The following is a 19,399-nucleotide window of genomic DNA, read 5'->3' on the forward strand; positions in this document are numbered from 1 at the left end:
GGCGAATATATGGTCAATGTTCTAAAGTGTCGTTTTTTAGCTGGTTTGACGATCACCCTTATGATGATTGCGTCTTTTTTAGCGCCGTTTGCGGACGTATCGCGCGCTTCAGAAACGATTACCGTAGAAGAAGCGATTAAGCACAACGAAGGGCATGCAGCCGTTGAAGGGTATGTCGTCGGGCATACTGTGTCGAGCGGCCATTATCGTTTCAGCGGAAATTTCGCCAACGATTATAACATCGCAATCGCAGATAAAAAAGAGGAAACATCACCTGAGAACATACTCCCCGTGCAGATACCCGCATCTTTCAGAGACCAGTTCGGTTTAAAGACAAACCCTCATCTCATCGGAAAAAAACTCATCATTGAAGGCGAACGCTCTACATATTTTAATTCCCCCGGTTTGAAATCCGTTCAATCCATCACATTTTCCGGAGGCGATGCGCCGCCAGTCCAGCCGGAGATCAAAACGATAGCCGAGGCGCGCAAGCTTTTAAATGAAACGGTCAAAATCAAAGGAATCGTCACTGCGGATCAAGCAGCTGTCGGAGGAGGAAAACTGTCCACATTTATTCAGGACGACACGGCGGGAATCAATATTTATTCCGCTGTACAAGGCGATTTTCCGGAGCTGAAAGAGGGGATGTCTGTCTCGGTCACAGGGAAGATCACGACATTCAAAGGTTTGACAGAAATTGTTCCTGTACCGTCAGGCATTGAAGTAACCGGAGAAGGAGCGGCACTGCCTGACCCTGTTCCGTTGACCATTAAAGATGTGCTCGATCACGGAACGGCAGCTGAATACGAAGGCCGGCTTGTGAAGATGAAAGGCTTTATTGAAACAAAGCCGGATGCGCCGGCAGGCGGCGGCTATAATATCACGATGATCGATGAAAACTATCATCCGCTCACACTAAGGGTGATGGAACAAACGAACGCCGCCGAATCGATAGAACAAGGACAATGGTACGAAATTACCGGCGTGTTAAGCCGTTATGATACGGTGCAGCTTCTGCCGAGAAAGCAGGACGACCTTCAGATATTAGACGGCGTCGCGCATCCTCCCCCCGCTGCTGAAGGGGAATACGAAAGTGTTGTCGAACGAGTTGTTGACGGGGATACGATCCACTTAAAAGAGCCGGTTCTCGGATCTACAAAAGTCCGCTATGTCAACATAGATACAGCCGAAACTTATCATACGCCGAAAAATGAATTAGATGAAAACCAGCTGAAACATGGAAACAAGGCGAAGGAATATTTGCAGTCTATATTGGCTCCGGGAGACAAAGTCACTGTGAAGGTGGGCAAAGAAGCAAAAGACAGCTACGGCCGCCTGCTTGCCCAAGTCATCACTGAAGACGGCGTCAATACGAATTTGCAGCTTGTCCAAAAGGGGATGGCTGTCACCTATTTCATTTGGCCGATTGGAAGCGATGAAGACTATCAATTGTTTCAAAGCGCCGTCAAAAAGGCGAAAGACGAGAAAATCGGCATTTGGAATCCCGCTGATCCCCTCCTCGAAATGCCGTTTGAATTTCGTGCCAGGGAGCAAGGCAAAGGGCTGACGCGGCACGTCGGAGACTCTGCGGAAAAAACGTATGTCGTGCCTGAAAAGTGGCGAGAGATTCCGGTGGAAAGACGAATTTTCTTTGCGACGGCTGAAGAAGCGGAAGCTGCAGGCTATTCGAAAAAAGAGCAAAGCGGCAATATTCCGCTGCGTCTGTTAAGCATGAATGATCTGCACGGAAAGATCGATCAGCAATATGAGCTCGATCTAAACGGCGATGGCCGGACGGATGGAACATTCGGCAGGATGGATTATGCAGCAGCATTAATCAAAGAAAAAAAATCCGAACGTGAAAATACGCTGATCGTCCATGCAGGCGATATGATCGGAGGAAGCTCGCCGGTTTCTTCCCTGCTTCAAGACGAACCGACAGTTGAAGTCATGGAGGAAATCGGATTTGACATTGGAACCGTCGGGAACCACGAGTTTGATGAAGGGACCGAAGAGCTGCTGCGCATGTTGAACGGCGGCGAACACCCTGAAGGGAAAGGGACAAAAGGTTATGACGGACAGAATTTCCCGCTTGTCTGCGCCAATTGCAAGTTGAAAACAAGCGGGGACAGCTTTCTTCCTCCATATGAAATCATTGAAGTTGAAGGAGTGCCTGTCGCTTTTATCGGCGTCGTGACACAGGCGGCTGCCAATATGGTCATGCCCGAAGGGATTCGCTCAATTGAATTTACAGATGAAACAAAGGCCGTCAACCAGGCTGCAAAAGAATTGAAAGCGAAAGGGGTCCGGGCGATAGCGGTGCTCGCCCATATGACAGCTTCCCAGGACGGCGGAGTTGTGACCGGTGAATCAGCCGAACTTGCCAAAAAAGCAGATCCCGAGATCGATGTTATCTTTGCCGGCCACAATCATGAAGTGGTCAACGGCCAAGTCAATGATATTTTAATCGTTCAAGCATACGAATACGGGAAGGCAATCGGTGTTGTCGATCTTGAAATCGATCGGGAATCGAAAGACATTGTTCAAAAGAAAGCGGAAATCGAATATGTGAATCAGGAAAAGCTCAAGCCTGATCCGGCGGTCGGTCAGATACTGGATAAATATGAGCAGATGGTTGCGCCGATCATCGGTGAGAAAGTCGGTGAAGCAGCGCACGACATGGCCGGCGGCTATTCAAATGACGGAGACACCCCTCTTGGGAATCTGATTGCTGACGGCATGCGGCACGCGATGAATTCAGATTTCGCATTGATGAACGGGGGCGGGATCCGCCAAGATTTAAAAAAAGGAACGATTACATGGGGAGACTTATTCAATATCCAGCCTTTCGGCAATGTACTCGTCAGGCTTGAAATTAAAGGCAGGGATTTATACGATATTATAGACGCACAAATATCCCCATCATATGGCCCGGATTACTCGATCAGCGGCTTTACCTACACATGGGACCCGAAAACAAATAAAACCGCGGATATCTTTCTTGAGGACGGAACGCCAATTGATTTAGACCGGACATATACGCTGACCGTAAACAACTTTATGGCATCTGCTTCGGGCAGCAAGTATTCGCCGATTTCCCGGCTTGGAAAAAATTCGGTCACAGGGCCGGAGGATATCGAAGCCACAGTAGAATTTGTCAAAAGCTTTAAAGAACCGATCGCTTATGCTGCCGAAGGACGAATCAAAAAATTAGCAGAAGATGATTCGCGTCCGGGAGAAGAGCCAGCTGATCCTGATGACGAAGAAAAACCGGCTGGAGATAAGGGCGATGGAGAAAAGCCCGGCAATGACAGCGGAGAAAAGCCGGTTCATGGCGATACGTCAAAGAGCGGAGCTGCTCCTGTTGCAGGCGTGACGATCGGTGAAGGGGCAGATGCGCCGGAGGAGAAGATGGACGGTCTGTCAAATGATGCGTTTCTGTCAGATTCGCGTGAAGAGCACAAGCTGCCCGATACGGCGGCCTTTTACGGCGGTTTCCTTTTGTACGGCTTCCTGACATTTATGTTTGGAGCGATTCTTTATATGCGGAAAAGGGGTATTGCAAAACTATGAAAGTCAAGATGTTATCGTTTCTGCTTATGACGGCGGGGCTTGCCATTTTTGCATACGGCGGCTGGAAAATATTCGATATGAACAGACAGACCGATATTTCTTTAACTGCAGCAAAAGAAGCCATTGCATCGAGTCAATCCGTCCGTTCAGCAAAGCATCCCTCAGCGCCCGCATCGTTTAAACCCGACAACGGCGAAGCGGCAGGCATCCTCCATATTCCCAGACTGGACGCTGAGCTTCCCATCGTTGAAGGAACCAGTCCCGATGATTTGAAAAAAGGTGTCGGTCATTATAAAGACAGCTATTATCCAAAACAAAACGGGCAAATTGTTCTTTCGGGGCACAGGGATACGGTTTTTCGCAGAACAGGAGAGCTTGAAATCGGAGATAAGCTGAAAATCGAGCTTCCATACGGAAGCTTCGAATATGAAATCACACACACGAAAATTGTTGATCAAGATGATACATCCATCATCACGCTGCAGCACGAAAAAGAAGAACTGCTGTTAACGACATGCTATCCGTTTTCTTATGTCGGAAATGCGCCTGAGCGCTATATTATGTATGCAAAACCGCTTTAAGGCTGTCCTTAATGGACAGCCTTTTTTATGTTTAATCAATCGTGCCGAACAGTCGTCCGATTTCGTCTTTCAAGTCATCCGGCAGTGGTGCTGTGACAGTGACGGGTTCTTTTGTGATCGGATGGGTCACATTGATTTCGATCGCGTGAAGAGCCTGCCTCGGAAAAAGCCCCTCTGAACCGCCGTATAAATTGTCGCCTGACAAAGGATGGCCGATGCTTGCAAGGTGAACACGTATTTGGTGGGTTCGGCCTGTCTCCAGCTGCAGCCTGCATAGTGTAACATCGTGCCGGCTGTCATACTCTTTCGATTCAAAATGGGTCACGGCGGGCTGTCCGGAATCGGACACCCTTCTTCTGACGGGGTGGTACCTGTCTCTGCCGATCGGCGCCGAAATGGTTCCTGTTCTTTTTCTGAATTTCCCTTCCGCTACAGCTAGATATGTACGCGACAGTTCTTTTCTTTGCAGCTGTTCGTCTAAAAGGGCGTGGGCGAGGCGGTGCTTTGCAAAAACGACAGCGCCGCTCGTATCCTTATCAAGACGGTGGACGTGCCGGACTTTCCGCTCCTCGCCGTTCATTTGAAAATAAAACGCCACAAGATTGCTCAGCGTGCCGGTCTGGCCAGCTTCATTCGGATGTGTCGCCATTCCCGCCGGCTTATTGACAATGAGCATATGATCATCTTCAAACAGAACGGGAAGTTCCCCGTATTCAGGGACGATTCCGCTTTCTTCCTCCTCCCTGAGATCGATCATCACGCTGTCTCCGCTCTCCAGCCGAACGTTATGATCTACGGGTTTATGATTCACTTTAATTTTCTCGTTTGCGACCCAGTATTGAATGACAGGCTTCGATGCTTTCGCTTCTCTTTTTAGAAATGCAAATAAATGTTCGCCGTCATGCCGGCTGCCTGCACTAAAGATTAAGCCGTGGTTTTTTTGGTTCATTTTTACTGCTCCTTTCTGTAAAAAGCGTTCAGCCATTAGGAAACACTTACCTTCACAGCCCATTGTTTATGTATGATATTCTGATTGAAGAGATTTGAACAAGGGATGAAGGGTGATCAATTTGCGAATTGTAAAGGCAGCAACTGAAGAACAAGAAATTTATATAGAAGAGCTTGTATCAGAGCTGTATCAAATATTTCCATTGTACTTGAATAAACAAAAAATAAAAGAACTTAAAAAGCAGGGCATGCTTGAATTGAAAGAGGATGAATACAAAGGAACGCTCGATGAGGCGTTTCAGATTATGACAAGCCTGCAATTGATCCATGCCTTATTAACTAAGGCGAAGCGCCGGTGGATGCTGAAAGACCGTGATTTGTTCGATAAAAACTGCCGCAAGCTGAATGACTGCGGTTTGTACTTCCCTCTGACATCCGCCGACTTTCATATCGTGAATACCGAGAATAAAATGCTGATGTAAAATCGGCTTTTGCCTGAATTGAAAGAGCTTGTTCCGTTTTCGGAAAAGCTCTTCTTTTTATGAAAAGATGATATAAGAAATAAGCGGAAAACACAATGAAATGGTGCCAACTTCCTTTTTAGCATGTGCGCGACCTGTACATACTAACAATCGAAAGGGGTGCAGTCTATTGACGACAATCAGCAATGCAATGTCTAAGCAAGTGGCGACAATTTCTTCCAATCAAACGGTTCAAGAAGCGGCTGAGTTGATGAGCCGTCATAATATAGGGGCGATCCCGGTCGTAGATCAAGGCGTGTTAAAAGGAATGATCACAGACCGTGATATCACACTCAGAACGACAGCGGAAGGCCAGGATGGACAGACACCTGTTTCAAACGTGATGACAACCAATGTTGTTTCAGGGAATCCGAACATGAGCCTTGAAGAAGCATCACAGCTGATGGCTCAAAGTCAAATCCGCCGTCTGCCGATCGTCGATAACAACCATTTAGTCGGGATTTTGGCGCTCGGGGATCTGGCGGTAAACGAAATGTCCAACGAATCTGCCGGACAGGCGCTTACGAACATCTCCACTCCGGCACGGACTCAGTAAGAACGGAAGAGCTTGCCTCTTACAGCAGGCTCTTCTTCATTTATACATACCGGTTTTTAGTGTCTTCTCTTTTCAAGGGGCGGTAAGAAGGATACAATGAATGGTGCAAACAGTCAAAAGGAGTTGGGCTAAAGCGCGATGATTAAAGCAGTGATTTTTGATTTTGACGGTCTTATTTTAGATACAGAAACGCATGAATATGAAGTGCTCCAGGAAATTTTTGAAGAACACGGCTCAGAGCTGCCTATGTCGGTTTGGGGAAATGTCATCGGCACGGCCGCCGGATTCCAGCCGTTTTCTTATCTGGAGGAACAGCTGCAAAAAAAGCTGGACCATGAGCAATTGACGAAATTGAGGCAAGAGCGTTTTACGAAAAGAATGGAAAGCGAAAAAGCGCGTCCCGGTGTGGAAGCTTATTTGTCCGCAGCGAAAGAGCTCGGTTTAAAAATCGGCTTGGCGTCAAGCTCGGATTATAAATGGGTGTCTCAGCATTTGAAACAAATCGGCCTGTACGATGATTTCGAGTGCATCAGAACGGCCGATGATGTTGAGGAAGTCAAACCGAACCCGGAACTCTATTTAAAAGCGGCGGAATGTCTCGGTGTGAAGCCTGAGGAGTGCATTGCATTCGAAGATTCTGTCAACGGATCAATCGCCGCGAAAAGAGCCGGAATGAAATGTGTGATTGTACCGAATAAAGTAACGAAAAGCCTGCTGTTCGAGCATTATGACCACCGTTTGGAATCAATGGCGGAAATGGAGCTTGAGCAGCTGATCGAAATAATTTCCAATCCATCATAAAGAAGGCAGAGGAGGAATGGGACGTGTCTGAAAAACTGGATCTTTCCCGCTTTGAAAAAAAGATTGTCATCCGCAATATTGAAGAAAAAGATATCGACAGCATCATCGGGCTTCAAGAGCTATGTTTTCCGGGAATGATCCCATGGAAACGGGAACATCTGGAAAGCCATTTGGAACACTTCCCGGAAGGCCAGTTTTGCGCAGAGCTTGACGGAGAAGTCATCGGTTCCTGTTCAAGCCTGTTGATCAACTTTGATGAATATGATGACAGACACACATGGCAAGATATTACAGACGACGGGTATATTACGAATCACAATCCCGACGGTTTAAACATGTACGGGATCGAGGTCATGGTTCATCCTGAATACAGACGGATGAAGATCGGCCACCGTCTCTATGAAGCGCGTAAAGATCTGGCAAGGCGCTTGAATTTAAAGAGCATTATCATCGGCGGCAGGATTCCGAACTATCATAAGTACGCTTCCGAGATGACGCCGAGGGAGTATGTCGAACAAGTCATCCACCACCAGATCTATGATCCGGTTCTTTCGTTTCAACTGTTGAACGGATTTACGATGATGAGGATCAATCCGAACTATCTCCCGGATGACAGAGCATCAAGCAAATATGCGACATTGATGGAGTGGAATAATGTCGACTACTTGCCGCAGACGAAGCGCTATTACAAATCAGCTTTTCCGGTGAGAATCTGTGTGATTCAATATGAGATGAAGCAGATTCATTCCTTCGAGGAGTTTGCCAACCAAGTCGAATACTATGCAGACGTGGCTTCAGACGCGGGAGCGGATTTTGCCGTCTATCCCGAAATCTTTACGACGCAGCTGATGTCGTTTCTTGAAGAGCGTTCACCGAGCCTGGCTGTTCAGCGGATCACCGAATATACAGAAGACTATATCAGCCTGTTCACAGATCTTGCCGTTAAATACAATGTCAACATTATCGGCGGTTCCCACTTCGTTGAAGAAGAAGGGAAGATCTACAATATCGCTTACTTGTTCAGAAGGGACGGAACTATCGAAAAGCAATATAAGCTTCATATTACCCCGAATGAACGAAAATGGTGGGGCATCAGCAGGGGGGACGAGGTGCGCGTCTTTGACACAGACTGCGGCAAAATCGCGATCCAGATCTGCTATGACATCGAGTTCCCGGAGCTCGGCAGAATCGCAACCGAAAAAGGGGCCAAGATTATTTTCACCCCTTTCTGCACGGAAGACCGCCAAGGCTATTTGCGAGTCAGATACTGTGCTCAAGCAAGAGCGGTTGAAAATCAGGTGTACACGGTTATTTCCGGTACGGTCGGCAATCTGCCGCAAACCGAAAATATGGATATCCAATATGCACAATCCGCGATTTTTGCTCCTTCAGATTTTGAATTCGCAAGGGATGGAATCGTCGGAGAATGCAATCCGAACATTGAAATGGTGGTCATCGGCGATGTCGACCTGGAAATTCTCAGAAGGCAGCGGCAGGACGGAACCGTCCGGCAGCTCAAGGACAGACGCCATGACATCTACCGGATTCATTATCAAAAATAGCAGATTCGTGTGCCGGCCGTTTTAGGCCGGCTTTTTCATGTTGACTTTTATCTTTATTTTTCATATATTGTAACTATTAAAAGGAGGTGGAAAAGATGAATCAAACTGGTAAGCGTATGACGGATATGCAAGCTCATCTGTATATTTGTCGCGCGATTTTTTCCGGGGAATGCGTATTACGGGATCAGTCTGCCCTTTTTTACACATTCAATTGGAAAAAATACCAGTGAGAGACATCTGCCCACAATCGGATTTTTGATGCTGACGGCGGGGTGTAAGCTCTGCCGTCTTTTTTTATGCTCGGTGTCTCTTTACGGAGTGCGGAGGAAAAATAGATGATGATATGCAGTTTGCAACATGTCGGGCAAACATACGGAGGACATACGATTTTCAGCGGGCTGTCATGGGACCTGCACCAAGGGGAGCGAATCGGTCTGATCGGACGAAATGGGGAAGGGAAAACGACGTTGTTGAAGCTGATCGGCGGCCAAACGAAACCTGATGAAGGCCTTGTGACTTGGAAAAAAGGATTATCAACGGGGCTCTTGGAGCAGAATCCCGCATGGGACGGCAGCCAAACGGTAAAAGAGCTGCTGTATGATGTTTTTTCGTCATTATGGGACACACAGCAGAAGCTTTCCCGGATTGAACGGCAATTGGCCGTTGAAAAGGACGAGGAAAAACTCAGTCTTCTTTTGGAAAAGTACGGGGCTTTACAAGATGAATTTCAACGGAAAGGCGGCTACGGCATCAGTGCGCAAATCGAACGGGTAGCGCACGGCTTAAATATCGAGCGGCTACTCGATGCCGAGTGGCGGGAGTTAAGCGGAGGAGAACGGACGAAAGCGGGTCTTGCCAGGCTTCTCTTGGCAGCTCCGGATCTGCTTTTGCTGGATGAACCGACAAACCATTTGGATTTGACAGCGATCGAATGGCTGACGTCTTTTTTAAAGCAGTACAAAGGCACAGCAGTCATTGTATCGCATGATCGCTATTTCCTGGATGAAGCGGTCACCTCAATTCTTGAAATCGACCAGGGAGAGCTTCACTTTTCCAAAGGCAGCTATACACATTATGCCGATGAACGGGAAGAGCGCCTCATGAGAGAATTTCATGACTATCAGGATCAGCAGAAGAAAATCAAAAAAATGAAGGAAACGATCAAGCGGCTGAAGGAATGGGCGAATCGCGCCAATCCTCCGAATGATGGCCTGCACCGGCGAGCCAAAAGCATGGAAAAAGCTTTGGAGCGCATGGAGAAGGTGAAGAAACCCGTACTGGAACGCAAAAAGATCGATTTAGCTTTCAGCATGGATGAACGAAGCGGAAAAGATGTCGTCAGGCTTGAGGATGTCTGCAAAAGCTTCGGTGAGCGGTTGCTTTTTGACAATCTCAGTATGCATGTCCGTTTTCAGGAGCGCGCCGCCATCGTCGGAGAGAACGGCAGCGGCAAAACGACGCTGCTCAACATCATTAGCGGAAAGGAAACACCGGACAGCGGTGACGTGCAGCTTGGCAGCAATTTATCGGCCGCATATCTGACGCAGCATGTCGGCGAAATGGAGGAAGAGCGCACGGTTTTAGCCGAATTCCGTGAACATGTTTCTGCATCAGAAGGCGAAGCCAGAATGTTGCTTGCAAAGTTTTTGTTTTTCGGCCAATCCGTCTTTCAAAAAGTGAAAAATTTAAGCGGAGGCGAACGGATGCGGCTTCGCTTGGCCCAGCTCGTTCACCAAAACCATAATGTGCTGATCCTCGATGAGCCGACAAACCATTTGGACATCGAATCGAAGGAGATGCTTGAAGAAGCATTAAGCCAATTTCAAGGGACGATTATCGCAGTTTCGCACGACAGATACTTTCTTGACCGGCTTTTCAATGTCACCTGGTGGCTTGACGGCAGAAAACTCGTCAAGTATGAAGGGAACTATACATTCGCAAGAGAGAAGCGGCGGCAGGGTTGACACATTTTTATCACATTTGATAGGATATTGCTACAGTTATAGAAGGCAAAAGCAATGGAATGTATGCACGGACTGTATATATTCTCTTTCGATATCTTAATTCTGCTTGATTTTGTTGTATGGGTATGCATACAAGTTAGGCAGCATTCAAACGCCTGGTTGACACAGGTTATTTGAGTGCTGCCTTTTTTTATTGTCTTTCTGCCATAACTGTGAGAAAAGAAGAAATAATGGAGGTTTTAGTATGGCTTTTCGAAAACCGGATGAAATAGCGGATGCGGCAATTGAAGCAGGAATGAAAAAAATACAGCTCTCGCTGCCGTCTCTGCTTGTATTGGGGTTTTTAGGCGGCGCATTTATCGCGCTTGGGTACTTGCTTGATATCAGGGTAATCGGCGACCTGCCGAAAGAATGGGGAAGCCTGTCCAGCCTGATCGGAGCTGCCGTATTTCCTGTCGGTCTGATCCTTGTGGTGCTCGCTGGCGCTGAATTGATCACAGGGAATATGATGTCCGTTGCGATGGCTTTATTTTCAAGAAAAATATCACTGAAACAATTGGCGGTTAACTGGGGAATCGTTACGATTATGAACTTAATCGGGGCACTGTTTGTTGCTTACTTTTTCGGACATTTGGTTGGATTGACTGAAACAGGTCCTTATTTAGAAAAAACGATCGCCGTTGCACAAGGGAAACTCGATATGAGCTTCGGCAAGGTTCTCATTTCCGGCATCGGCTGTAACTGGCTTGTATGTCTTGCTGTATGGCTTTCTTTTGGCGCACAAGACGGAGCAGGGAAGATCCTTGGCATCTGGTTCCCAATTATGGCTTTTGTCGCAATCGGATTTCAGCACGTTGTCGCCAACATGTTTGTGATTCCCGCAGCCATTTTTGCAGGCTCGTTCACATGGGGGCAGTTTATCGGAAACATCATTCCGGCTTTTATCGGCAATGTCATTGGCGGATCCGTGTTCGTCGGTCTCATTTATTTTATTGGATACTACAAGAAAGACCGCTCCAGAAAAGAAATGAAGCGGGTATCATAAACAAAGGGCAAACATACAAATGCCGTCCGTTTTTGGAAAAAGATGATGATGAAATGGGATTAGGCGGGTGTACTTCAAAGTAAGAAAAAAGCAACGGAGGCTGAACAGCATGACAATGAGACAGCAGAATGTGATACACAAGGAAAAGCTCATGGCTCATTCAGCCTGTGGAAGAATTCGTGTCCTTCCTTAACCAATGCTTATCGCACCTATTAAAATCGGAATAGACGGACATCCGCAACTCCCCGCAGGCAGTAGAGACAATGTATGTCTTCTTTTGTCTGCGGTTTTTATTTGCCCGCGGCAGAAAAAATGATGCCCTTTGAAAGGACAGTGAAAAAGACAGTTGCATTCGCCTAAACCAGCAAGACCGAAAGGCTGCCGGTCATATAAAAATCCTGAAACATGCCCATTGCTTGAGCACTGCCAAGATCAAAGAACCGCCAGAAAGTCATCATCCGACATGTACGGGAGGCCCGCAAAATCGTTTGTCTGTTTCAGGGGAAACGGAATGTGAGTGAACAAATTCTCCTTACAGCCGCATCCCAGTACATGAAGAAGATTGCCGCATACCTAGCCAAGCAGGGCCGGGTATGCGGGATCTCTTTTACTGCAAACGGGCTGGAAACACCGTTGAAAACAAACGGAATTTTCTATATGATTGATAGTATTAATGAGAACGGTTATACATAAAAAGAAGGTGCATCATGGAGTTTGTGCTTGTTTTACTGCCGGTTTTCGGGATATTTGCGATCGGGTTCATCGGACAAAAGCTGCTTCATTTTGATATTCAGAACCTATCTAAAATGTCCCTGTATTTAATGTCTCCGTTTTTAGCGTTTGATACGTTTTATGAGAACAAGCTGACGATGGATTATATCTATATGTCTGTCTATTGTCTCGGCCTCTGTTTCATTTTGATTCTATTTGTCTACCTCATTTCATATGTTCACGGGTATTCCAATCAGGAGCGATGCGCTCTCGTTTTATCATCCGCTTTCATGAATAACGGAAACTACGGCACTCCCGTCGTCCTGCTTGTCTACGGCACGGCCGGGCTTGATATCGCCGTTGTGCTGATGGTGCTTCAGCAGCTTGTCATGAGCACGATCGGCATATATTATGCAGCGAAAGGAAGCCCTGAAGCGGGCGGATTTAAAATTGTGATGACAAGGGTTATCCGGATGCCGGTCGCATACGGTGCGCTGCTCGGCATATGCTTTCAGCTGGGGCATATTTCGATTCCCGAACAGTTAATGACGGGAATTAAATTGGTGGGGGACGCCGCGATTCCGACGATTATGATTATTCTCGGCATGCAGCTTGCGGTGATTTCCTTTCAACATATCGAATATCGGAAAATTTCTTACTCGCTTTTGCTGAAACTATTCGTGTCTCCGCTCATTGCCTTGGGGTTTGCGCTGATTCTCCCCGTCGACGGGCTGGTTAAACAGATCATGGTGTTGGCGGCGGCCATGCCGACAGCGGCGAATACGACTTTGATGGCGGTTCAGTTTGAAACAAAGCCGGAAATCGTTTCAAGCGCGACTTTTATCAGTACAATGCTCAGCATCGTCACCCTTCCGGTCGTGCTGTGGCTGCTTTCATTATGGGGCTGACCTCTTTTTTCGGTCAAAACCAAAAAACGGCGGCTGATGACTGGCAAGCCGCCGTTCCCCAGAGGTTACCCGCCTATTTGCAAAGCGATATTTCCAAACTGCTCCCCGTCTTTCATCCGTTTAAAGGCTGCAACCGCTTCTGATAAAGGAAACACTTGATCAAGCACCGGCTTAAGGGAATGGCGTTCGATAAAATCAATCATTTGCCGAAATTCTTCGAGGCTGCCCATCGAAGTGCCGATGATGCTGATCTGCGGGAAAAAGAGCGAGCGCAGCGGAAGCTGGATGCTGTCTCCCGAGCTGGCGCCGAAATTGATGATCCTTCCGTTCGGCTTGATGACATCGAAATAATTCGCAAAAGTTGCCGGACCGATGCTGTCGAGGATTAAATCAACCCGTTCCCCGCCCAAGCTTTCTTTCCACAGACCGCGGCTTTCAATTGCGAGATCCGCCCCATAGCGGAGCGCTTCTTTTCTTTTTTCTTCGCTTCGGGAGGTTACAGTCACCCGTGCGCCTGCTGCCTTTGCCATGAGCACTGCGTTTGTGGCGACGCCTCCGCCGACTCCCGGTATTAAGATGTGTTCGCCTTTTTTTAAATGTCCTTTCGTAAATAAAGCCCTGTAAGCGGTCAGAGCGGATAAAGGCAAGACGCCTGCTTCCTCCCAGGAAAGGTGCGCCGGTTTTTTCAACACGTGCTTCGCCGGGACGATGACATGGTCTGCGAAGGTTCCGTCAGATGGGCCGCCGAGAATGTCGGGTACTTGCGGAACAGAATCCGTATATTCCCAGCCGATGCTCGGATTGATGATCACCTCTGTATGAAAGGCGAGGCCCTGAACGCCTTCGCCTGTCTCTTCGATCGTGCCAGCTCCGTCGGAGCCGGGTATAAATGGGGCATCACCCGCCTCCCTGGATTGAAAGAGGAACAAGTCACGGTGGTTCAGCCCGGCCGCTTTCAGTCTGATTTTGACTTCACCCGGACCGGGCGTTTTGTCGGAAACGTCTGTATATTTCAGTCCTGAAAGGCCCTTGATTCCTTCATGGATGATCGCTTTCATAAAAAATTCCCCCATTCGAGTTGGTTGTGTTAAATTATGGACATGACTGAAGGTAAATGTAAAATGATTTGCCCGGGGACCGTGAGAGGCTTCTGTTTATAAAGGATTGCAATGAGGCGGAAATTCCATTAGTGTAATACAGAAGCAAGATAGCAAGTGAAGGAGATGGAACATGAGTTTTCACGATCAACAAATTTTACCTGCGGTACGTAATATGAAGCAGTTTGATACATTCCTGGACAGCCCGTTTTCATACGGGGTCCTGCTTGACATCCACCTTGGACAGCTGGGAGGCGTCATCAGCGCGGCCAGATCCCATGGGAAAAAAATGTTTGTGCACGTCGATCTGATCCAAGGAATTAAGCATGATGAATACGGTGCGGAATTCATTTGCCAGGAAATGAAGCCGGCGGGCATTCTCTCTACAAGATCAAGCGTTATCGCAAAAGCAAAGCAGAAGAAAGTGTATGCGATCCAGCGCATGTTTTTAATAGACACAAGCGCCATGAAGAAGAGTATTGAATTGGTGAAAAAGCACAGACCCGACTATATAGAAGTGCTTCCCGGAGTGGTGCCGGAACTGATCAAGGAAGTCAAAGAAATAACCGGCATTCCGATCTTTGCGGGCGGGTTTATCCGTACCGAAAAAGACGTCGAGCAGGCGCTTGCAGCAGGGGCGTCCGCAGTCACCACCTCAGACACTGATTTATGGAAAAAATACTGGAAGTAAAAATTTAAAATGTGAAAAATTATTGACAACGCTTTCACTATACGATACGATCTTACTAAGTTAATACATTGTGACGGAGACCCGGAGACCACAGCAGTTCTTTACTCAGTATGATGTAAAGAAAGTTTGCTGTGTTTTTTTATGGTCTTTTAGACACAGTGAAGAAGGTGAACCCATGGTGTTCATCTTAGAATAACACTTCATAATAGATTTTAGGAGGGATAGCCTTGACAGCATTTTGGGGGGAAGTTATCGGAACGATGCTGCTCATCGTCTTTGGAGCTGGAGTTTGTGCAGGAGTTAATTTGAAAAAATCGCTGTCCCATCAATCCGGATGGATTGTGATCGTCTTCGGCTGGGGGCTTGGCGTGGCCATGGCGGTATATGCCGTCGGCGGCATCAGCGGAGCGCATTTAAATCCGGCCGTGACATTGGGGCTGGCATTTGTCGGAGATTTTCCTTGGGAAGAAGTGCCTTCCTATATTTTAGGACAGATGATCGGCGCATTTTTAGGAGCGGTGCTCGTTTTTCTTCACTACTTGCCGCACTGGAAAGAAACCGAAGATCAAGGCGCGAAGCTGGGAGTATTTTCGACAGGGCCGGCGATTCCAAATACATTTGCAAACCTGTTCAGTGAAACATTGGGGACTTTTGTTCTCGTTCTCGGACTTTTAGCGATCGGTGCAAACAAGTTTACTGACGGACTGAATCCGCTCGTTGTCGGATTTCTGATCGTGGCGATCGGGCTTTCGCTCGGCGGAACAACAGGCTATGCGATTAACCCTGCCCGCGATTTGGGGCCGAGAATCGCCCACTTTGTCCTTCCGATTGCAGGAAAAGGAAGTTCAAATTGGAAGTACGCGTGGATTCCTGTTTTAGGACCGGCGCTCGGCGGTTCATTTGCAGGCGTTTTTTACAACGCCGCATTCAAAGGGCACATCACCAACACATTTTGGATTGTAAGCGCTATACTAGTTGTGATATTGTTAGGTTTCTATATTCATATGAAAAAACAATCGGTTGATCAATCGGTCAACATTTAAAAAAAACGCAAATCTTAACAGACATATAAGGGGGAGTTTCCAAAAATGGAAAAATACATTTTGTCTCTTGATCAAGGCACCACAAGCACAAGGGCGATTGTTTTCAACAAAGCAGGCGAAATCGTCCATATTGCGCAAAAAGAATTTCAGCAATATTTTCCAAACCCCGGCTGGGTTGAACACAATGCAAATGAAATCTGGGGCTCCGTTCTGTCGGTGATCGCTTCTGCGCTTTCAGAATCGGGAATCGAAGCCGCGCAAATTGCCGGAATCGGGATCACCAACCAGCGGGAAACGACCGTTGTTTGGGATAAACATACCGGTAAACCGGTCTACAATGCGATTGTGTGGCAGTCCCGCCAATCGGCGGAAATATGTCAGGAATTGAGAGAACAAGGCTATGAAGAAACGATCAGAGAAAAAACAGGCCTTTTAATCGATCCTTATTTTTCAGGCACGAAGGTGAAATGGATTTTGGATCATGTGGAAGGGGCACGGGAGAAAGCGGAAAACGGCGACCTTCTCTTCGGTACGATCGATTCTTGGCTGATCTGGAAAATGTCCGGCGGAAAAGCGCATGTGACAGATTATTCAAACGCCTCAAGAACACTGATGTTCAACATCTATGACCTCAAATGGGATGATGAACTTCTCGATATTCTCGGCGTACCGAAATCGATGCTTCCTGAAGTCAAGCCTTCATCGCATGTATACGCTGAAACGGTCGATTATCATTTCTTCGGCAAAAACATTCCGATTGCAGGTGCAGCCGGCGACCAGCAGGCAGCATTGTTCGGGCAGGCTTGCTTTGAAGAGGGAATGGTTAAGAACACGTATGGAACAGGCTGCTTTATGCTGATGAACACCGGCGAGAAAGCGATCAAATCAGAGCACGGCCTGCTGACGACAATCGCTTGGGGCATCGACGGAAAGGTGGAATATGCGCTGGAAGGCAGCGTCTTCGTCGCTGGTTCCGCTATTCAATGGCTCCGTGATGGGCTGAGAATGTTTAAGGACGCCAAAGAAAGTGAAAAATACGCTGTAAGAGCAGAATCTGCCGATGGTGTTTATGTGGTTCCTGCATTTGTAGGTTTAGGCACGCCTTATTGGGACAGCGATGTCCGCGGCGCTGTATTCGGACTGACCAGGGGTACGACGAAAGAGCATTTTGTTAGAGCAACGCTTGAAGCGCTTGCCTATCAAACGAAAGATGTTCTTGACGCAATGATGGAAGACTCCGGGATCTCGGTGAAAACGCTGAGAGTCGACGGCGGAGCTGTCAAAAACAACTTCCTGATGGATTTTCAGGGCGACATTTTGGATGTCCCTGTAGAACGTCCTGAAATCAATGAAACAACCGCGCTCGGTTCAGCCTATTTAGCGGGTCTTGCTGTCGGCTTCTGGAGTGATCGTTCCGAGATCAAAGACCAGTGGCAGCTTGACAAACGTTTTGAACCGAAAATGGAAGAAAAAGAGCGTGAGAGTCTGTACAGCGGGTGGAAGAAAGCTGTAAATGCAGCTAGGGCTTTTAAATAAGCCGCATGTATGTTACAATCTAATTAAGTTAATAGAAACGGTTGGAGAAGAGGAGAGACCGCAGGCACCAAAGCAGTATTAGCGCTTTGGATGTTTGTGGTCTCTTTTTCTATTTTTTTACCGTGACAACAAGGGAGGACATGAACATGGAATCATTATTTTCAAGCCGCAAACGGGACGATATTTTACAGAATATGACGAAGCAGAAGTATGACGTGTTTATTATCGGCGGAGGTATTACAGGCGCAGGGACGGCATTGGACGCCGCATCGCGCGGAATGAAAACGGCGCTTTGCGAAATGCAGGACTTTGCGGCCGGAACGTCAAGCCGCTCCACGAAACTCGTACACGGCGGACTTCGTTATTTAAAGCAATTTGAAGTGAAAATGGTAGCCGAGGTCGGCAAAGAGCGGGCGATCGTCTATGAAAACGGTCCGCACGTGACAACGCCTGAATGGATGCTGCTTCCGATGCATAAGGGAGGCACTTTCGGCAAATTCAGCACTTCAATCGGACTGCGAGTGTACGACTTTTTAGCAGGTGTCAAAAAAGCTGAGCGGAGGAGCATGCTGAATGCCGAGGAAACGCTTCAAAAAGAGCCGCTTGTGAAAAAGAACGGCCTGAAAGGCGGCGGCTATTATGTCGAATACCGGACGGATGACGCCAGGTTGACGATCGAAGTCATGAAAGAAGCAGTTAAATTCGGAGCCGAGGCCGTCAATTATGCGAAAGTAAGCGATTTTATTTATGAAAACGGCAAGGTCACCGGCGTGGTCATTGAAGACGTCTTCACGAAAAAAACGTACCGCGTCCACGCGAAAAAAATCGTGAATGCCGCGGGTCCGTGGGTTGACCGTCTACGGGAAAAAGACCATTCAAAAGAAGGCAAACACCTTCAGCATACAAAAGGCGTGCATCTTGTTTTTGATCAATCGGTCTTTCCTTTAAAACAAGCCGTTTATTTTGATACGCCCGACGGCCGCATGGTGTTCGCGATTCCGAGAGACGGAAAGGCATATGTCGGCACAACGGACACCGTCTACAACGAGGATCTGGAACATCCTCGAATGACGACTGCAGACAGGGATTATGTCATTAATGCAATCAACTATATGTTCCCTGAACTGGGAATCAAGGCTGAAGATGTCGAATCAAGCTGGGCGGGGCTCAGACCGCTGATTCATGAAGAAGGAAAAGACCCGTCCGAGATTTCCCGGAAAGATGAGATCTGGACTTCTGAATCCGGACTGATCACGATTGCCGGCGGAAAGCTGACCGGCTACAGAAAAATGGCTGAGCATATCGTCGATCTTGTCAGAGACCGATTAAAAGAAGAGGGCGGCAGAGACTTCGGTCCTTGCAGAACAAAAACGATGCCGATCTCAGGCGGCCATATCGGCGGTTCCAAAAATCTGGAGGATTTTATTCAAGTGAAAGCAGCCGAAGGGATCAAAGCTGGACTGTCCGAAGAGACGGCAAAACAGATCGCCGCACGATACGGTTCAAACGCAGACCGCCTGTTTGATCGTGTCCCATCCCTGAAAGATGAAGCAGCAGACCGCCGCATTCCTGTCCATGTACTGGCAGAAATGGATTACGGGATCGAGGAAGAAATGGCTGCCGTCCCGGCAGACTTCTTCGTCCGCAGAACGGGTGCGCTGTTCTTTGATATCAATTGGGTCCGCACTTACAAAGACAGCCTTGCCGACTACATGAGCGAGAAGCTGAACTGGGATGGCGAAACGAAGGCCCGGCATGTCCAAGCATTGGAAGGACTTCTTCACGACGCTGTTGTCCCGCTGGAAAGCAGATGATGTATCGGGTCAAATGCCCTTGATGGAATTTCGTTAAAAATCAACCGA

Annotated in this window: 16 protein-coding genes; 14 read left to right on the forward strand and 2 right to left on the reverse strand. The window is 47.7% G+C overall.

Translation table 11 applies throughout. The features are described 5' to 3' along the window. Nucleotides 1-9: 9 nt before the first annotated feature. A complete protein-coding gene (locus tag M1D67_RS05090; protein WP_479831643.1) occupies nucleotides 10-3,573 on the forward strand; it encodes a 5'-nucleotidase C-terminal domain-containing protein in 3,564 nt (1,187 codons plus the stop codon). After that, nucleotides 3,570-4,154, forward strand: coding sequence for a class D sortase (locus tag M1D67_RS05095; protein ID WP_023856493.1), 585 nt, complete (start codon nucleotides 3,570-3,572; stop codon nucleotides 4,152-4,154). The genes M1D67_RS05090 and M1D67_RS05095 overlap by 4 nt, the downstream gene beginning before the upstream one ends. A gap of 31 nt (nucleotides 4,155-4,185) precedes the next feature. On the opposite strand, the gene M1D67_RS05100 is transcribed toward M1D67_RS05095, so the two are convergent. After that, on the reverse strand, nucleotides 4,186-5,103 hold the full coding sequence (locus M1D67_RS05100) for an RluA family pseudouridine synthase (protein WP_457983379.1): 918 nt from the start codon (nucleotides 5,101-5,103) through the stop codon (nucleotides 4,186-4,188). Between the two features lie 112 nt (nucleotides 5,104-5,215). On the opposite strand from M1D67_RS05100, the gene M1D67_RS05105 reads away from it, so the two are divergent. The 8 genes from M1D67_RS05105 to M1D67_RS05140 all read left to right on the forward strand — a co-directional run bounded on the left by M1D67_RS05105 (nucleotide 5,216) and on the right by M1D67_RS05140 (nucleotide 13,170). Continuing rightward, nucleotides 5,216-5,584: a DUF5365 family protein gene (locus tag M1D67_RS05105; RefSeq protein WP_026579999.1), complete on the forward strand. Its 369-nt coding sequence runs from the start codon at nucleotides 5,216-5,218 to the stop codon at nucleotides 5,582-5,584. A 190-nt stretch (nucleotides 5,585-5,774) separates the two neighbouring features. Then, a complete protein-coding gene (locus M1D67_RS05110; protein WP_373367315.1) occupies nucleotides 5,775-6,179 on the forward strand; it encodes a CBS domain-containing protein in 405 nt (134 codons plus the stop codon). Between the two features lie 138 nt (nucleotides 6,180-6,317). Further along, nucleotides 6,318-6,980: an HAD family hydrolase gene (locus tag M1D67_RS05115; protein WP_105980838.1), complete on the forward strand. Its 663-nt coding sequence runs from the start codon at nucleotides 6,318-6,320 to the stop codon at nucleotides 6,978-6,980. Between the two features lie 23 nt (nucleotides 6,981-7,003). Beyond that, nucleotides 7,004-8,542 carry a bifunctional GNAT family N-acetyltransferase/carbon-nitrogen hydrolase family protein gene (locus M1D67_RS05120; protein ID WP_020450701.1) on the forward strand — a complete coding sequence of 513 codons (1,539 nt, stop codon included), beginning with the start codon at nucleotides 7,004-7,006 and terminating at the stop codon, nucleotides 8,540-8,542. A 335-nt stretch (nucleotides 8,543-8,877) separates the two neighbouring features. Continuing rightward, nucleotides 8,878-10,506 (forward strand): ribosomal protection-like ABC-F family protein, encoded by a 1,629-nt coding sequence (gene abc-f / locus M1D67_RS05125; protein WP_216920907.1) that lies wholly within the window; start codon nucleotides 8,878-8,880, stop codon nucleotides 10,504-10,506. 244 nt (nucleotides 10,507-10,750) lie between these two features. Next, nucleotides 10,751-11,551, forward strand: a complete 801-nt coding sequence (locus tag M1D67_RS05130) for a formate/nitrite transporter family protein (protein WP_105979130.1) — start codon at nucleotides 10,751-10,753, stop codon at nucleotides 11,549-11,551. A 513-nt stretch (nucleotides 11,552-12,064) separates the two neighbouring features. Then, complete coding sequence (locus M1D67_RS05135) at nucleotides 12,065-12,244, forward strand: hypothetical protein (protein ID WP_026579997.1); 180 nt, start codon at nucleotides 12,065-12,067, stop codon at nucleotides 12,242-12,244. A 14-nt stretch (nucleotides 12,245-12,258) separates the two neighbouring features. Beyond that, nucleotides 12,259-13,170 (forward strand): AEC family transporter, encoded by a 912-nt coding sequence (locus M1D67_RS05140; protein ID WP_020450706.1) that lies wholly within the window; start codon nucleotides 12,259-12,261, stop codon nucleotides 13,168-13,170. A 65-nt stretch (nucleotides 13,171-13,235) separates the two neighbouring features. Here M1D67_RS05140 and M1D67_RS05145 read toward each other — a convergent pair whose 3' ends face one another. Next, nucleotides 13,236-14,228: a quinone oxidoreductase family protein gene (locus M1D67_RS05145; protein WP_479831644.1), complete on the reverse strand. Its 993-nt coding sequence runs from the start codon at nucleotides 14,226-14,228 to the stop codon at nucleotides 13,236-13,238. A 172-nt stretch (nucleotides 14,229-14,400) separates the two neighbouring features. Between M1D67_RS05145 and M1D67_RS05150 the strand changes: the two genes are divergently transcribed. The 4 genes from M1D67_RS05150 (at nucleotide 14,401) to glpD (ending at nucleotide 19,351) form a co-directional block, all read left to right on the forward strand. Further along, the gene (locus M1D67_RS05150; RefSeq protein ID WP_026579996.1) at nucleotides 14,401-14,958 is read left to right on the forward strand and encodes a glycerol-3-phosphate responsive antiterminator; all 558 of its coding nucleotides are present in this window, start codon (nucleotides 14,401-14,403) and stop codon (nucleotides 14,956-14,958) included. Nucleotides 14,959-15,185: 227 nt separating this feature from the next. Continuing rightward, the gene (locus tag M1D67_RS05155) at nucleotides 15,186-16,001 is read left to right on the forward strand and encodes an MIP/aquaporin family protein (protein WP_224145871.1); all 816 of its coding nucleotides are present in this window, start codon (nucleotides 15,186-15,188) and stop codon (nucleotides 15,999-16,001) included. 45 nt (nucleotides 16,002-16,046) lie between these two features. Then, nucleotides 16,047-17,537, forward strand: a complete 1,491-nt coding sequence (gene glpK / locus M1D67_RS05160) for a glycerol kinase GlpK (RefSeq protein WP_025811824.1) — start codon at nucleotides 16,047-16,049, stop codon at nucleotides 17,535-17,537. A 146-nt stretch (nucleotides 17,538-17,683) separates the two neighbouring features. Then, entirely contained in the window at nucleotides 17,684-19,351 is a 1,668-nt protein-coding gene (gene glpD / locus M1D67_RS05165; protein WP_479831645.1) for a glycerol-3-phosphate dehydrogenase, read from the forward strand. Nucleotides 19,352-19,399: the final 48 nt, after the last annotated feature.

The organism is Bacillus sp. PK6-025 (assembly GCF_056530265.1).

Bases quoted from the DNA above. Each gene is read 5' to 3' on its own strand.
- M1D67_RS05090 (WP_479831643.1), top strand. From the start codon at position 10: ATGGTCAATGTTCTAAAGTGTCGTTTTTTAGCTGGTTTGACGATCACC.
- M1D67_RS05095 (WP_023856493.1), top strand. From the start codon at position 3,570: ATGAAAGTCAAGATGTTATCGTTTCTGCTTATGACGGCGGGGCTTGCC.
- M1D67_RS05100 (WP_457983379.1), bottom strand. From the start codon at position 5,103: ATGAACCAAAAAAACCACGGCTTAATCTTTAGTGCAGGCAGCCGGCAT.
- M1D67_RS05110 (WP_373367315.1), top strand. From the start codon at position 5,775: ATGTCTAAGCAAGTGGCGACAATTTCTTCCAATCAAACGGTTCAAGAA.
- M1D67_RS05115 (WP_105980838.1), top strand. From the start codon at position 6,318: ATGATTAAAGCAGTGATTTTTGATTTTGACGGTCTTATTTTAGATACA.
- abc-f (WP_216920907.1), top strand. From the start codon at position 8,878: ATGATGATATGCAGTTTGCAACATGTCGGGCAAACATACGGAGGACAT.
- M1D67_RS05130 (WP_105979130.1), top strand. From the start codon at position 10,751: ATGGCTTTTCGAAAACCGGATGAAATAGCGGATGCGGCAATTGAAGCA.
- M1D67_RS05140 (WP_020450706.1), top strand. From the start codon at position 12,259: ATGGAGTTTGTGCTTGTTTTACTGCCGGTTTTCGGGATATTTGCGATC.
- M1D67_RS05145 (WP_479831644.1), bottom strand. From the start codon at position 14,228: ATGAAAGCGATCATCCATGAAGGAATCAAGGGCCTTTCAGGACTGAAA.
- M1D67_RS05150 (WP_026579996.1), top strand. From the start codon at position 14,401: ATGAGTTTTCACGATCAACAAATTTTACCTGCGGTACGTAATATGAAG.
- glpK (WP_025811824.1), top strand. From the start codon at position 16,047: ATGGAAAAATACATTTTGTCTCTTGATCAAGGCACCACAAGCACAAGG.
- glpD (WP_479831645.1), top strand. From the start codon at position 17,684: ATGGAATCATTATTTTCAAGCCGCAAACGGGACGATATTTTACAGAAT.